General features: G+C 43.3%; 14 protein-coding genes and 1 tRNA gene. 5 read left to right on the top strand and 10 right to left on the bottom strand.

The window, feature by feature from the left end; translation table 11 throughout:
• Positions 1-603: 603 nt before the first annotated feature.
• Positions 604-1185: a Holliday junction branch migration protein RuvA gene (gene ruvA / locus A3CY_RS0114190; RefSeq protein WP_026207687.1), complete on the bottom strand. Its 582-nt coding sequence runs from the start codon at positions 1183-1185 to the stop codon at positions 604-606.
• A gap of 69 nt (positions 1186-1254) precedes the next feature.
• Entirely contained in the window at positions 1255-2238 is a 984-nt protein-coding gene (gene trpS / locus A3CY_RS0114185) for a tryptophan--tRNA ligase (protein ID WP_018338592.1), read from the bottom strand.
• A 296-nt stretch (positions 2239-2534) separates the two neighbouring features.
• On the opposite strand from trpS, the gene A3CY_RS0114180 reads away from it, so the two are divergent.
• The gene (locus A3CY_RS0114180; protein ID WP_018338591.1) at positions 2535-2888 is read left to right on the top strand and encodes a DUF3276 family protein; all 354 of its coding nucleotides are present in this window, start codon (positions 2535-2537) and stop codon (positions 2886-2888) included.
• A gap of 34 nt (positions 2889-2922) precedes the next feature.
• Here A3CY_RS0114180 and A3CY_RS0114175 read toward each other — a convergent pair whose 3' ends face one another.
• The 6 genes from A3CY_RS0114175 to murB form a co-directional block, all read right to left on the bottom strand.
• On the bottom strand, positions 2923-3402 hold the full coding sequence (locus A3CY_RS0114175) for a hypothetical protein (RefSeq protein ID WP_018338590.1): 480 nt from the start codon (positions 3400-3402) through the stop codon (positions 2923-2925).
• A gap of 6 nt (positions 3403-3408) precedes the next feature.
• On the bottom strand, positions 3409-4038 hold the full coding sequence (pyrE, locus tag A3CY_RS0114170) for an orotate phosphoribosyltransferase (protein ID WP_018338589.1): 630 nt from the start codon (positions 4036-4038) through the stop codon (positions 3409-3411).
• Positions 4039-4058: 20 nt separating this feature from the next.
• Entirely contained in the window at positions 4059-5075 is a 1017-nt protein-coding gene (locus A3CY_RS0114165) for an aminoglycoside phosphotransferase family protein (RefSeq protein WP_018338588.1), read from the bottom strand.
• Positions 5076-5129: 54 nt separating this feature from the next.
• Positions 5130-5216: transfer RNA gene (locus tag A3CY_RS0114160), tRNA-Leu, on the bottom strand.
• Positions 5217-5281: 65 nt separating this feature from the next.
• A complete protein-coding gene (locus tag A3CY_RS0114155; RefSeq protein ID WP_018338587.1) occupies positions 5282-6043 on the bottom strand; it encodes an acyl-[acyl-carrier-protein] thioesterase in 762 nt (253 codons plus the stop codon).
• A gap of 52 nt (positions 6044-6095) precedes the next feature.
• The gene (murB, locus tag A3CY_RS0114150; protein ID WP_018338586.1) at positions 6096-7106 is read right to left on the bottom strand and encodes a UDP-N-acetylmuramate dehydrogenase; all 1011 of its coding nucleotides are present in this window, start codon (positions 7104-7106) and stop codon (positions 6096-6098) included.
• A gap of 153 nt (positions 7107-7259) precedes the next feature.
• Here murB and A3CY_RS0114145 point away from each other — a divergent pair, with 153 nt between their 5' ends.
• Complete coding sequence (locus A3CY_RS0114145; RefSeq protein ID WP_155828344.1) at positions 7260-8612, top strand: methyltransferase RsmF C-terminal domain-like protein; 1353 nt, start codon at positions 7260-7262, stop codon at positions 8610-8612.
• Here A3CY_RS0114145 and A3CY_RS0114140 read toward each other — a convergent pair whose 3' ends face one another.
• Entirely contained in the window at positions 8613-10577 is a 1965-nt protein-coding gene (locus A3CY_RS0114140; RefSeq protein WP_026207685.1) for a tetratricopeptide repeat protein, read from the bottom strand.
• Between the two features lie 348 nt (positions 10578-10925).
• Positions 10926-11936, bottom strand: a complete 1011-nt coding sequence (locus A3CY_RS0114135; protein WP_169503668.1) for a Kelch repeat-containing protein — start codon at positions 11934-11936, stop codon at positions 10926-10928.
• A gap of 346 nt (positions 11937-12282) precedes the next feature.
• Between A3CY_RS0114135 and A3CY_RS0114130 the strand changes: the two genes are divergently transcribed.
• Genes A3CY_RS0114130 through A3CY_RS0114120 form a run of 3 tightly spaced genes read left to right on the top strand, consistent with a single transcriptional unit; the run spans position 12283 to position 16072 of the window.
• Positions 12283-13659, top strand: a complete 1377-nt coding sequence (locus tag A3CY_RS0114130; RefSeq protein WP_018338582.1) for a DUF4270 family protein — start codon at positions 12283-12285, stop codon at positions 13657-13659.
• 30 nt (positions 13660-13689) lie between these two features.
• Positions 13690-14949: a hypothetical protein gene (locus A3CY_RS0114125; protein WP_051082732.1), complete on the top strand. Its 1260-nt coding sequence runs from the start codon at positions 13690-13692 to the stop codon at positions 14947-14949.
• 37 nt (positions 14950-14986) lie between these two features.
• Positions 14987-16072 (top strand): TlpA disulfide reductase family protein, encoded by a 1086-nt coding sequence (locus A3CY_RS0114120; protein WP_018338580.1) that lies wholly within the window; start codon positions 14987-14989, stop codon positions 16070-16072.
• Positions 16073-16153: the final 81 nt, after the last annotated feature.

The following is a 16153-nucleotide window of genomic DNA, read 5'->3' as shown; positions in this document are numbered from 1 at the left end:
CCCCTCTATTCAGCCCCTCGTGCCTCCATCGTTGAAAGCGGGTGCAAAGGTAAAGCTTATTTTTCAACCTCCAAATTTTTATCAAGTTTTTTTGAAACTTTTTTTNCGAGGTTTCCCGAAACCTATCTGTCCAGTATCTCGTTTAAGCTTCTCTCGTCGCTTGCCCTCTCTCTCGAAAGCGGGTGCAAAGATAAGGCAATTGATTTCCATTTTCCAAATATTTCAAGAACTTTTTTTGATTTTTTTTACAATACCATAGATATCAAAGCGTTGAAAAATCACTAGAGCGGGTTCCAAACGGCCCTACACCACGCGACAAGCGCGATTTTATCGTGCAGGCAACGCTTTTTCCAGGCAATCACGGTAAATAATCATACCATGTTACCAACGAGTAACCGGTTTCTCTCCTTTCTCTTTCCTTGCAAACTCTTTTCAAAAACTTTCCCGAAGGTCTTTGAAAGGACTTTAAAAGGAGTTTGAAAGGAATTTGTTCCCTAACTACACCGGAACTACTCCCCGTCTTCAACGGGACCTTACCGATAAAACAAATAGGACGAGAAAATCTTCCCGCCCTATTCTATATATAACCAACATCTTAACCTTCTACAAATGCTTGAGTGCCAATTTTATTAACTCTTCCACGGAATCAATCCGATTGCTCGCCAATATCTTATCCAAAGTTTTAACAACTTGAACCCGAGCAAAGCCTAACATCACCAATGCAGCCTGCGCTTCCTCCCTCACCGCTCCCGAAGGCAAATTAATACTCTCGATAGCTACCCCTTCCTTTCCTATCTTATCTTTCAATTCTATAATCACGCGTTGGGCTGTTTTAACTCCGATCCCTTTGACACTTTTTATCGCGTTCACGTTTTCCGTGAGGATTGCCCCGGTTATTTCCTCTACTGTCATGGAACTAAGCATAACGTTTGCCGTGTTCGCCCCAATTCCGGATACGGAAATCAATGCTCGGAACAAGGTTCTCTCTTCTTTCGAAAAGAATCCGTACAATAAATGAGCGTCTTCACGTACAATCTGGTGGATATAAAGCATCACTTCCGTTTGTGTGGCGATCTTGGAATACGTGTTCACCGAGATATGAATGGAATACCCGATTCCCCCGCAATCCACGATGGCACAAGCCGGTGTTGCTTCAACCAAAGTTCCTTTTATATATTCATACATACAATTGAAAATTGAAAATTGAAAATTGAAAATGCCCCGGCACTTCAATTTCCAATTTTGTTTATACTATTAACGGAAACCGATAAGTTTACGTACTTCCTTCATGGTTGCGGAAGCACTGGCGCGGGCTTTCTCTGCTCCAGCGGCGGCAACTTTATCTAGATAATCCACGTTGGCAGCGTATTCTAGTATCCGTTCCCGGATAGGAGCACAGAAATTCGTGATATCTTCTGCCAATTGTTTCTTCAAATCCCCGTAACGGATTTCGCAATTATTATATTTCTCGTCGTAATAGTCATATACCTCTTTTGTGGACACAACATCCAACAAGGTGAACAAATTACGGATCACCTCAGGTTTCTCACTATTCGGTTCTGTCGGTCCGCTATCAGTAACAGCCTTCATGACTTTTTTCCGAATCGTGGCTGCATCATCGATGAGATAAATAGCGTTTCCCTCTGATTTTCCCATCTTACCCGAACCGTCCAGTCCCGGAATTTTTACTCCTTCGCCCGTGTACGAGAACGAAGCCGGTTCTGGGAATAACTCGTAACCGTATATCGTATTAAATCTGCGGGCAAATTTCCTTGCCATCTCCATATTCTGCTCCTGATCTTTCCCTACCGGCACTTTGTGCGCTTTGTGTATAATAATATCCGCCGCCATCAATGTGGGGTAAGTTAACAACCCGGCATTCACGTTATCCGGCTGTTTGCGTGCTTTTTCCTTGAAAGTTGTAGTACGTTCCAACTCCCCGAGATAAGCATTCATATTTAAAAAAAGGTATAATTCCAGAATTTCTTTTATATCACTTTGCACGTAAATAGTCGCCTTCTCCGGATCCAACCCACAAGCCAAGTATTCCGCCAATATCTTTCGCACGTTATCCACCACGTTGCCCGGGTGTGGATGTGTCGTCAGCGAGTGCCAATCTGCAATAAAAAAGAAACATTTATACTCGTCCTGCATTTTCAGAAAATTCTTCACTGCTCCAAAATAGTTCCCCAGATGCAAATTACCCGTGGGTCTGATTCCACTTACTACTGTTTCCATTGTTTATTTGATGTTTACAAATTATACAATACAAAGATACGCTTTTATTCTTTCCGTACAATAATTTTCATCTTCATCCCCATGTTGCCGAAGCGATATCATTGCCGTGCAAAGGCATTATACACACTAGCAATCAACACGTTACAAAACGGAAGGGTCATAATTGTTCATTTCAAACGTTTTCAATCAAGTAAGATATTGATAGACAGAGGCAAAAAAAAGTTACAAAAAACGATGTTGTTAGTTTATTTTTTCTACTTTTGAAACGCAAAGTCTAATTAAAATTTTAATTTAACATGGAAGGTTACGAAAAGAATGAAGGTATGGAAATGAATGATCGGGACGAGATCTATTCAAAACCGGTGAGAGCAGGAAAAAGGACTTATTTTTTTGACGTGAAAGCTACCCGTAATAATGACTACTATCTGACGATTACCGAAAGCAAGAAAAAATTTGACAAAGACGGTTCGCAAAATTACGAAAAGCACAAAATCTTTTTATACAAGGAAGACTTTGATAAATTCGCAGAAGGGTTGGATGAAGCCGTCGCCTATATTAAAGCGGCACTGAACGGAGAAACAATGGCTGTTCAGGAAGAAGTTGGAGTGAATGAATTAGATGATATCGATTTCGACGATTTAGCCAAATAAATAAAAAAACTCTTCGGTAACCGAAGAGTTTTTTTTATCTCATATACCCGTAAGGGATTTTTGCTAATCCTTCTGCCAGTTGATTGATACCTTTCTCCAACTTTCCTTTCAAAAGCATTTTGAACATCATGTTCAAGTCTGCCTCCAGGGTAATTCTCAAGCGTGTATCGTAAGGACCATTCTCTAACAACTGGATCCATACTTCAAAGTCAAACGGGACACGTCCGTTCCCTTCCAACTTAATCAATTTCGGTTCCTCTTTCTCCGCAATTTTCACCCCCATCTCCCCGAGCCCTTTCACCGTGAACGAGCAAGTATCCTCCGTCGTCCGCACATCCTCGATTTTATCCGCAATGTCCGGCATCGAGTGTCCCCCGATTTGTCCCCCTTGGACCCCCATCTGGCGAGCCATCTCGATCATCCTCCCGATCTTGGTGAAATCAGAAAGAAAAGCATACACGTCCCCGATCGCGCTGTCAATTTTTTGAATTTCGCTAACCACTCGTGTTGACATATACTTTTATTTATACGATTCCGGGCTAACCCGCCATTCTTTTAGCTTAGCCACTTCCTCCGCCTTCACGTAACCTGTTTTTTGGGCAAGATCAATCATGGAGTCATAATTGCTTAACGTATCCAACACGCAGTGAGCGTTCGTGAAATTATCGATAGCTTTCTGAAAACCATACGTGAAGATTGCTACCATTCCCAACACCTCACAACCGGCGTTTCTCAAAGCTTCCACGGCTTGCAAGCTAGATCCCCCGGTGGAGATCAAATCCTCGATAACAACCACCTTTTGTCCGGCTTTATACTCCCCTTCAATCAGGTTTTCCAACCCATGGTTCTTGGCGGCAGAACGCACGTACACGAACGGCAATTCCATTTCCTGAGCTACCAAAGCGCCCTGCGCGATCGCTCCCGTCGCTACACCGGCAATCAATTCAACCTGGGGATATTTCGCCCGAACCAATTCCACAAACTTATCCCGGATATAAGTCCGTACTTCCGGGTAAGACAACGTTTTCCGGTTATCACAATAAATCGGGGATTTCCAACCGGATGCCCAAGTGAACGGATGATTAGGTTCTAATTTTATCGCTTTGATTTGTAGCAAATGTGACGCTACTTGTTCAGCAACAGTATTCATATCTGTTCTATTATTTAAAGTTATTCATTTATTTCAGTACGCGAAGGTACAAAGTATTTTTTAAAAGCCATTCGGATAGTTCGTTGAATCTCGGGATAATCCTCTCCCAATTTCCCACTCTCGAACAAATGAACAATTCCTTGTAATCCCGGGACAATAGAATCGACGAAATGCGTTTTTCCCTCGTGCAACCCCCGGAGCCCGAAAGCACCCATGGCTTGCAACAAACGAATCAGCACGAAAGGATAATACAATCCGCGGAAACCGGCAGCCTCATCCGGGGCATAACGGGCAAGTTCATCAATATAATAATCTAAAAGTTCTTCTTTTTGGAAATCCGGCATTTTCACGATCGCATCATAAAGCAGCGATGCCACGTCGTAATGCAAAGCCCCACACCGACCTCCCTGGTAATCGATAAAGTACACCTCATCGCGGAGTACCATGATATTCCTCGATTGAAAATCCCGGAACATAAAATAGTTCGTGTCTGCTTTCCGCAACACATTCACCAAGCGGTCAAAATCATTCTCCAGTTTGTCTTCATCGACGTCTACTCCCGCCAAACGCAAGAAACAATACTTGAAATAATTTAAATCCCAACGTACACAGCGTTCGTCGAAAACCGGACGAGGCAAACAATCCGAGTAATCCAACCCCTCGTGCCCGATCACCTGGAAACGCAACAACTCTTTCAAAGCTTTCTTGTACAATTCCATCGTGCGAACATTCAATCCATCTTTTTCCACGACATCCAACAGCATCTCCCGTCCCAAATCCTCTTGTAGATAACTCGTCCCATCCTCCGACACCACGTAAATTTCCGGGACGTGAAGCCCCTTGCCCCTGAAATGGTTCGTGAAATCAACAAACAATCTATTTTCTCTCAGATTCTCGTGATACACCCCCACGTAACTTTTCTCCCCATCCTGAATCCGATAATACTTTCTACTGGACCCTGAAAGCGGGAGTGGTTCTATTCGATAATCAGACGCGTTCCGGTAAGACTCGAACAATTTTACTATTTGCTCTTCCATATAACATATATTGAAAACAACAAAACCGCTGCATTTGCAACGGTTTCATTTGATTGGTGCCCAAGACAAGACTCGAACTTGCACAGCCGAACGGCCACTACCACCTCAAAGTAGCGTGTATACCAATTTCACCACTTGGGCTTGTCCTTTTTGACGGTGCAAATATACATATTTTCTCCTTACAAAGAAAAAATACAACATATTTTTTATGCCTCTTTCCGTTTATTCCAAACACTGACAGCCAAACAATGCACTTTATCCAAAGCGTCATTCTTCACCCGGTGGTAAACCACCACCCGATCATCCTTTTCAATCACATGATTCTCTGCATTCACCCCGTCATCCGGCAACACTTCATGCTCGTACACGATCTCCAATTCCCGGAGTTCATGCTCCTTCAAAAATTCATAAGACAAAGAATTTGTCACCCAACGCGTGTAAGTAGCCTGCGTCACGTGTTTGTTAAAATCGATGTTATCATAGGTTGCCGTGAAATGACGGGAATTTTCGTATTCTTCCGGCATATTCTTCGTGTCCAGATCAAAAGCGATCTCCCGGACAACATCCACGCAAGAAGCTGCATTTCCCGTGACACACGCGGGCAACCGCACCGGACGCCGGCGATTGATGTCTATTACCATCCATTCGGAAGTGGCATGAATCAAGACCTCTCCTTCCTTGGACAATACCCTGTAATCGCGAAAAGCAAAAAAACGATCGATACCGGAAGGCCACGTTTCAAAAATGACCGTATCGCCCTGTTCCGGCACACGATTCATCACGATATGCAACTTGTGCAGCATCCAGGTCAATCCTTGGGCATTCAACGTGGGCACATCAAACCCTAGCAATAAAGTCTGCTCGTTCGACACGTCATTAAACAAATCACAAAGTGATTTCACGATCAAACGCCCTTGCAAATCCGTGTAATGCCCCCGAATCTTTATTTCCTCTGAATACTTCTCCATTCTCTCAATTTTAGATTTATGACAACAATCTCCCTAAACACCACATTTCAACCTATATAATGTTTACTTCCGGCTCCAACCAAACCCCGAATTCGAGGAACACGGATTTCTTTATCTCGTTAGCCAAATGTGCAATTTCTATGCCACTTGCCTCCCCTTTATTCACTAGCACTAGCGCTTGCTTGTCATGCACCGCCGCATTCCCGATACCTTTCCCCTTCCATCCGGTCATTTCGATCAACCACCCCGCGGCTAATTTCACGTGTTCCTCGTCCACGGGATAAACCGGCATCCCCGGGTACTCCGCCAGCAAAGCATCTGCAATACCCCGTTCCACCAACGGATTCTTGAAAAAGCTCCCGGCATTCGGCAACACGTTCACGTCAGGCAGCTTTGCCTCCCGTATCCGGATGATTGCCTCTCGAATGGCTTTTAACGTGACCTCTCCCGAACGGGTTACTTCCTCCCGAACGCTTCCGTATTGCAGACGAAAAACAGGTTGTTTCATCAACCGATACGTCACGCGAGTAACAACATAACGATTTTTCCACTCGTGCTTGAAAATAGAATCCCGGTAACTGAACCGACAAATGGCAGCATCAATCCGTACCTTTTCCGCTTTCACGATATCCACCGCCTCCACCTGCACGATCGACTCCCCGACCTCCATCCCGTACGCCCCGATATTCTGTACCGGAGTCGCCCCGATATGTCCGGGAACTAAAGACAAATTCTCGATTCCTCCATACCCGTGTTCTACCGCCCACGCCACAAAATCGTCCCAAACAACGCCGCTTCCCACGCGCACGAATACCTCTCTCTCGTTTTCATCCACGATCTCTATTCCCTGCATCACGGGATAGAAAACCACCCCGTCAAAATCTTCCGTGAAAAGGAAATTACTCCCTCCCCCCAGAATCAGCACTTCCTCCGGCTTCAACTCGTATGACTTCACGAACTCCAGCAAATCCTCCTCCCGATCGCATCTCACGAAATATTTGCAGTTCGCCTCGATACGAAATGTATTATATTCCTTTAAGTTAAAATTCTCCTGAATCTCCATGACTCCTAGTTTTAAATTTTAGATTCAAACCACACGCCTCCCGCCAACCTTATGAACCTTACAAACTTTATGAACTTTATAAACTCTGCATCGCAAAGGTAAAACATATCAACAAATAATTCATTAAATTTGCCACCTTAATCCAAAATGTTTATGATTTCATTACCACCTGCATTCATCGAGAGAATGACCCGCACCCTGGGCGACGAATCGGAAGCCTTCTTCGAAGCGCTCAACTCGGCATCCCCTGCCTCGATCCGTTTGAATCCGGCAAAAAACGTGTACCCGCTTCCTTTTTCCGAACTCATCGACAGGCAGGTCGCCTGGTGTCCCGAAGCCTGTTACCTGAAAGAACGCCCGGTCTACACGCTCGACCCCTATTTACACGGGGGAGCCTATTACGTACAGGAAGCCTCGTCGATGTTCTTACAAACCGCGTTTCGTCAAATCGCGGAAAACACCCCCCTCCGGGTACTGGACTTATGTGCTGCTCCCGGTGGAAAATCGACTCTTTTGGCGGCGAACTTGCCGGCAGGTTCCCTGTTAATCTCCAACGAGGTAATCAAATCCAGAGCGTCGATATTAAAAGAAAACATCATAAAGTGGGGATACGACAACATCGTTGTCACGAATAGCGATCCCAGCCGCTTCTCGGGAATGAAAGGAGCTTTCGACATCATTCTGGTAGATGCCCCCTGTTCCGGCGAAGGCATGTTCCGTAAAGACGAAAAAGCCATAGAGGAATGGAGCGAAAACAACTTACGCTTGTGCGAGGAACGCCAGAAACGAATCATCTCGGACATCTGGGATGCCCTCTCCCCCGAAGGTTATCTCGTGTACAGCACTTGTACTTACAATCCCGGCGAGAACGAGGACATACTCTCCTGGATACTCGCCACCTTTGACGCGGAATCCATCGCAATCCGGCACGAGTACCCGGAAATCACGAATACACGCACTCCCGCCCGGGGTTATCATTTCTACCCGCACAAATCTGCCGGAGAAGGCTTATTCATGGGAGTCATCCGCAAGAAAGACGGACAACCCTTCACCCTTAAGAAAGAAAAACGGACTTCACAAAATCCTCCCCCCCGGCTCCCGGCTGACATACTCCCGCTTCTGCCCGATATTACAAATTACACCCCTTACCTGGCAGGCACCACGCTCGGCATCATGCCCTCTCCTCACGCCGAATTTATCCAGTACCTAGAATCCAAAGCCGGGGTTATCTATAAAGGATGTGAGATCGGGGAATCCGTGAAAGGCTCGACTCGTCCCGCTCATTCGCTAGCGTTATTTCATAAATTGCAACAACAACACGCCACCCGGCAAGAAGTAGACCTCGCCACTGCCCTGCAATATTTACGCAAGGAAGATATTCGATTCGAGGCTCCTCGAGGAGCTTGGATACTAATCACATATAAAGGAATAGCCTTAGGCTGGGTAAAAGAAGCAGGCAACCGCCTGAACAACTACTACCCGAAAGAATGGCGCGTCAGGAAATAGTTATTCCTCCTCCACGGAGCAATAACGCTTGATAATGCTATAAGCATCCGTCAACCCGAGCTCGCCAGCTTTACTCAAATCCACGTTCGCGGCACTCCGGTCACCCTGGTAGATACGAAGCAATCCCCGGTTAAAATAAGCCTCGGCAATATCCTTATCCAATTCCAATACTTTCGTGTACATATTGATAGCTTCCTGTATTTTACCGCTCTTGGCATACACGTTTGCAATATTGAACATGGCAAAAGCAAATTCGGGATCAATCTCCAGACATTTGTTATTTCCTTCCAGCACCAGTGAATAGTCTATCGTCCGTTTCACTTTCTCTTCCTCGCCCACCACGCGGGATGTCTTTTCCTCGATCGACTCGATATAATCGTACATCTTGGCACGTGCACTAGCCAGGTTCATCAACGCAAACAAATGTTTGGGGTCACGCTCCACAACCGTTCTGAAATCCTCGATCGCTTTCGTGTAATCGCCCCGATTCAAATACAATGAACCTCTCAACAATAAAGCATCCACGTCGCTCCTGTCCTTCCGGATCTTGGAAGACAGCGTTTCAATATATTCATCCTCGAATTCCCGCGGGTAATCAAAATGCTTGTTGGATATCGTCAACGCCGGATTGTAATTATGCTCCTGGTTAAACTTCATAATCCGCTTGTCGAAATACTGCACCTTCCCTTTCCGCAAAGTATCTAGAGCCAAGTACTGCACGACAAACATATCTTGCAACTCGATGATCACGTTCCGGTCTTGTATACGCCCGTTAATAACATCTTTCATCCGGTCATCCCTGGAATTTATATCTATCAGACGACGGAAATTCTCTGTCGTATCGACCAACGCATTCTTATCCCCCTCTTGCATCCGCTTGTAACGATCCATGATCTCCTCCGCCTTGTACCTGTCTTGCTGGGCAGAAGCGAAATCGTTCATATCCGCGCTCACCGCCGCTCGAGCCAAATAAGCTTTCACGAAATCGGGATAGAGCGAAATACTTTCCGAAAAATCATTGTACGCCCCGCTATAATCCCGAATCTCCATCTTCAACAACCCCCGGTTAAAATAGATCAATATATTATCCGGGTTCATTTCCAACACCTTATCAAAATCATCTATCGCCTTGTTATTATCCCCGATCTCCGCTCTCAACAATGCCCGGTTGTAATAGGCGTAAGCATACGTGCTGTCCACCTTGAGCACGGCGGTATAATCCTCCATCGCTTCCGGGAACTTCTTCATCTCGTACCACGTGATCGCCCGGCTCATCAATATTCGCTTATTCTCCGGGTTTATCTTCAACGCCTTGTTGTAATCCTCGATCGCATCATGGTACTTCTTTTCCTTGAAATGCAAGTATCCCCGCAAGCCATAAGCATCATCCGAGAACATATTCAACTTAATCGCCATATTGCAATCCTCGATAGCTCCTTCCCAATCATCCAGCTTCTCCCGCATAATCGCACGGTTCAAGTAAGCCGGCAACAATTCCTTATCTATAATCAACGCTTTCGAGTAATCTTTCTCCGCACTCTTGTACTCTCCCATATCCGCCTCCGTTATAGCACGATTGGCATAAACGTATGCTTCCCCGGGATTGATCGAGATCGCCGTGTTGTAATCTTTCATGGCATCCTCGTACCGCTTCATGTTGTGGTAAGCTATTCCCCGGTACATATACGCGTGGAAATAATTCGGGTTCAACTCGATCGCCTCCGAGTAATCCCGAATCGCCCCCTCGAAATCATCCAAGTTCAACTTTGCCAGTCCCCGAAAAAAATAAGGCTCAGACAAATGAGGTTTCACCCGAAGAATATTATTGAAATTCTCGATCGCACTCACGTAATCATCAAACATGATCGCACTCTTTCCTGCGCGTAACAGATTCGCCGTGTTCCACTGCGCCGACAAACTCAATGTCGTCAAACAGAAAAATATAATAATACCAAACTTTTTCATCCGGAATAATATCTATATTAGGGCATAAAGATAATAAAAAACTTTCATAGAATTTTCACCCGACAACAGACAAACAAAACAAGTACCCCTATCACATAAAAATCAAGCTTCTTTACACCATAATCTCTGAGTAATCCCCTTGTAATCCCTCCTCTCAACAATTACAAAACTGTTACAACGCACTTTCAGCACCGCTTGGAAACGGCCATACAAGTGTATGCTAAGTAACCTGCAAATACCATGAGGTAGTATTACCATGGAATTACCTAGAAAGAACTATGGGTATGACTTAGCAAAAAAAAGACTGCCTGTCAGGCAGTCTTTTTTATATTATAACACGACTTGTTTTTAATAATCGTAGTCATTTGCACGATCTTCTTTCACATCAGGTATAAATCTCCAAGATGTATTAGAGAAATATGAAGACGCATTACTTGAAACAGCCCCGGTCGGATCGATAGAAGTACCACCTGTCGTGTAATAACCGTAACCATCAACAACAAAACCTACAGCCCCAGTAATTGAACCTCCCGCTATATTTTCCATTTGGTGCCATTGGTCTTTCTTGTGATTATATTTCCATACAGTCTGAAGATTGGGACCTTGACTACCCGTTGCGATATAAGCATAACTCTCGCCATCCTTACCTCTATTAGAAATAAAACTAATAGCATACCCCCTCGGAATTCTCCCATAATCCTTGTCTTGCTTTACCTTTGGTTTGTCCGCCAGAGCTTGCATAGCCTCCCATGTTACATTCCCGTTAGCATCAACCGTACATTTGGTTACGTCTGTTCTAGGAGAACCACCACTCAACCCCAAGCACACATAAGCAGCACCATCAATAACAAATGCAGTGGCACCATATCTCTGACCACCTAAAAAGCCTAAATCACCTGACCATGTTTCAGTCTTAGGATCAAAACGATAAAAATCCTTAAACATTTCTGCGTTGTCTGCACGACCTGTTCCAACGAAACCGTATCCACCTAACGAGAATGCCACGGCATCTCTACGTTCTGTCCCCGGAAAATCTGGCAATTTTTTCCAAGTATTCGTTTCCGCATCATAACGCCAAAAATCTTTCAAATATTCTTTTTGCCTACCAACACCATTCGGCGCAATGTACCCTAACCCGATGTAAGCATATGTTTTACCATCAACTTCTGCAGTAAAAGCTATAGCCCCGTGACGTCCTTTTGCATCCGGCATATCCTTAAATGTATCCTCGACATCATACCAAGTCATAGCTTTCGTGTCGAAGCGTTTGAAATCAGTGTATTCGGAGAGGTCAACCCCAAATCCTAACCCAACGTAAACATTATCCCCTATCGTGAATGACACAGCTTGATTTCTCATTTTCCCACTAAACTCTGGAGCTTTTGCCCAGTCACCCAAATGATCATCGTCATCACAAGCGACAAAAGCAAATCCTAAAACAGCTAGTACTAATAAACTAAATTTTCTCATACGTTCTTCAACTTGATTTATTTTATATTTTATCCGTTAAACGTCCTGCTTCAAACGTTCTTTTTTTTCAATAGGCAAAACTACATATTTTATCCTTAAATCCAACAAAAAAAAAGAGAAATGTACTGTCTTCTCTTTTTTTAACCTCCTGTTAGATAAAATACAATTCTAAATGTCGATTTTTTGGAAAATAATTATACCTTCGCACCTTGTTATTAAACCAAAATCAAGAAACATGAGAATATTCTTTATTGCGAGTTTTCTGTTACTATTATATGCGTGTGACAATAATCTTTCCACTATCGGGGATGATTTAATTTCCAACGAAAATTTCATAGAAGTCAAGCGTTTCGTGATGGAAGAAACATCAACCATAAGATTGGATTCGTTTCCGACATCCAATGTATCCAGTTCTTCGGTATCCCCTCTCGTCATGGGAAAGATCACGGATAATCTTACCGGTTCGATAGCGACTATTCCCTACTTTCAAGTGGCACCTCAAGGCTTTGTATCTTCTATCACGTGGGAAAATAATTGCGAATTTGATTCTCTAACCTTAACAATCCCTTATCTGAAAACATTGGCGGGGGACTCAACAGCGTTCCAAACGTTCGAGTTATACAGAACCAAAGATAAGAAGTATATACAATTCGATCCTTACAATCCCATTCTTTGTAATATCGATTCATTGCAACTGGGGGAGAAACTCGCAACACTGACTCTCTATCCGCAAAAAGATAACATCGCTCAAGCCTATTTCAAACTGAATTATGACTTTGGGAAAACTTTGTTCGACCTTATGCGCTCGAGAGACCCTATACTAGAACAAATAAATTATCCTCAATTCATGGAAGACTTTGGAGCTTTAGCGATCGTTCCTGGTAAAGACAACTCGCTTTTGATGAATATTGATCCTTCCAATCTCAAATTAAAATTTCATTACCACATCGGAGCGGTCGAAGGCGAAGATATGACTACTTATACCTGGCCTTGCGCTAGTGGACAAAACACGAACACTCTCGTAAATAATACGTACGCTTTCACGCATATAAATTATGATCCCACAACGAAATTCGAGGATATCACCTTCAAGGAATCGAAGCCTTTTGATGATCTCAAAATGGCAGTTATTGAAGGGTTGAACGGGTTCATGACAAAAATAAAAGTTCCTTTTGTCGCTGACGCCGCCGCTTATCAAACGATCATGAAGGCTGAAATCGAACTCCGCGTAAATACAGATTTGCAGGAGAACAATATTCCTGAACCCAAAAATTTAGGTGTCTATATTATAACCAAAGACAATTATATCAAGGGACTTTTAACCGATATGTCCGGACAAAATGTTATATATGGTACACTTTCACAAAACTCAGTTGACCCCAACTCGAAATCATATATCATCGACATTACGGATTACTATGTCAATTTAGTGGAAGGTGGCAACCCGATAGTACCGGAAATCTACTTATTAGTCGGTTTACCGGGAAGCTATTACGGTTTATCCGATGCCCCCTCGTACCAGATATTCACAGGAAATGTAGCCAACACGCTGCAACGAGTAATACTGAAAGAAGAACCGATATTAAGTATTTATTATAGCCACTACAAGTAAAAAAGAACTGAGGTTTCAAATATAAAATTTATGAGAAAGATATTAGCAAGTATTACCCTATTATTAATGACTACTTACGTGTTCGGGCAAAATAGTTCCGGAACCCCTTATTCTAAAGAGGGCTTCGGATTATTACCAGACACCTATGGAGCATATATTGGAATGGGTGGAGTTTCTGCCGCTATGCGGGATAATTATAACATCAATTTCATGAATCCTGCATCTTACACGGCATTGGATTCCGTACGCTTTTATTTCCAAACGGGAATTACCGGGGAATACGTTGATATTTCATCCCATAAAACACATGCAAATTACAAAGTTGCTCAAAACGGAGCGGTTAGTATGGCTTTTCGGGCATACAAAAAATTATTCATGTCTTTCGGTATTCTGCAACGGTCTAACCGAGGATTCGACGTGTATTATACAGACGTGGTCAGAGGAGACCTCAGCCAATTTTGCACGCAACAAGTGGAAGGAAGTGGCGGTCTTAATGAAGCCTATCTGGGAGCGGGATATCAGTTGGGTAAATTATCCGTGGGGGCAAACGTGTCCTATCTATTCGGGAAAGTGGATGATCGCTTAACTATGATGTTACTTCCCATGACAAGCGGTTATTATTTGAAAACTCAAACGATCACTCAAATGAGCGCAGCATTGTTTACTTTGGGTGCACAATTACCTTTAAATATCGGTAAAAAGTCAAATCTTACGCTAGGAACGAGTTTCAACTTTGGGACACCCCTGCATGCAAGAAGAACATTCCAAGCCTACAAAACAAGTGTAGCATCCGGCAATTCCATTCTTCTAAACGATGAAGCCACTGAAAACGGAACGATCTTTTATCCTTTTAGGATCACGACCGGAGCGTCATTTCAATATGATAAAAGATGGTTGTTTGCCGGAGATTATACTTTCCAAAATATGTCACAGTACGAGGAATTCGGGACGAATAAAGAATACCAGAACTATCATAAAGTAGCAATAGGCAGTTTCTATCAACCTAATGCCGTAGGACGTTACTGGTGGCAAAGAAACCAATATATGGCTGGAGCCTATTTTACCCGTTCCCATCTGGAATTTAACTTAACAGACATCAATACTTACGGGATAACCATCGGATCACAGATTCCAGTTCGCTTACCTTATCAAGAGTTGATGCTGGGAATTGCCGTAGACCTAGGAATGAGAGGTACGCACAAGAACAACCAGATTATGGAAAAATACGTAAAACTAAGAATAAACATTGCCTTTAAGGAATTGTGGTTCATGAAAGCCAAGATTAATTAATGGCATATTAAATATCTATTTAAGAAAACTAAAACACATGAAAAAGATTTTATTATCAATCGTTGCTGCTAGTATGACTCTTGCAGCATGTAACGCACAAAGCGGTTTCAAAGTAACCGGGAATGTTCAGGGGATACAGGTACCCAAAGCAGCTCTTGTGACTTTTGTAGATAACAAAGTGGATACTTTAGCTAAATCAGACATCGCTAACGGTGCTTTCGAGTTTGCTGGTAAAGTAGACGGAGTTACCGCTGCTTATATCGTTTTCCCCGGACAACAAGGCGGTATCCCTGTTATGGTTGAAAACACCAATATCACGATAAATGCTGACCAAACCGGATTGAAAATTGAAGGTGGGGAAGCTCAAAAACTATATAATCAATTCTCTGCTATTAACCAAGGCATCATGCAAGAGCAAATGAGATTGCAAGGCGAATTCCAAGCAGCAAACCAAGCTCAAGACCAAGCTAAGATGCAAGCTATTCAAGAAGAATTTGGTAAAATTGTTGAAGCAGCTCAAGCAAAAGAATTGGAATTGCTCAAAGCTAACGCAGACACTTATGTTGCCGCTTTCGTAATCGCATCTGCCATGGGTCAAATGGAATTAGACGACTTGAAAGCAAGATTCGCCCTTCTCGGTGAAAACGCTAAAGCTAGTACTCACGGTAAATCTATCGCTGCACAAATTGCAAAACTAGAACAAACTGCAGTAGGACAAATTGCCCCGAATTTCACGGTTACGACTCCGGAAGGAGAAGCAATCTCTTTGTATGATATCAAAGGTAAAGTGAAATTAGTTGATTTCTGGGCATCATGGTGTAGTCCTTGCCGTGGCGAGAATCCGAATGTCGTGGCTCTCTATAATGAATACCACCCGAAAGGATTGGAAATCTTCGGTGTTTCTTTGGATAACAACAAAGAGAAATGGGTTGAAGCTATCGAAAAAGATGGTTTGATCTGGAAACATGGTTCTGACTTAAAAGGCTGGCAAGCTGAACCGGCTAAATTATTTAGCATCACCAGCATTCCTGCAACCTTATTGTTGGACGAAAACAACAAGATCATCGCTAAAAACTTAAGAGGCGAAGAATTGAAGCAAAAAGTTGCTGAATTGTTGAAATAATCTAATTTCGATTAGTATAGAGAAGTGCGGCAAACAAGATTGTTTACCGCACTTTTCCATACTAATCGAGTTAATCTAAAA

It is taken from the genome of Butyricimonas synergistica DSM 23225, from assembly GCF_000379665.1.
In the GTDB taxonomy this organism is placed as follows: domain Bacteria; phylum Bacteroidota; class Bacteroidia; order Bacteroidales; family Marinifilaceae; genus Butyricimonas; species Butyricimonas synergistica.
This window is presented reverse-complemented; position numbering and strand designations above follow the sequence as displayed.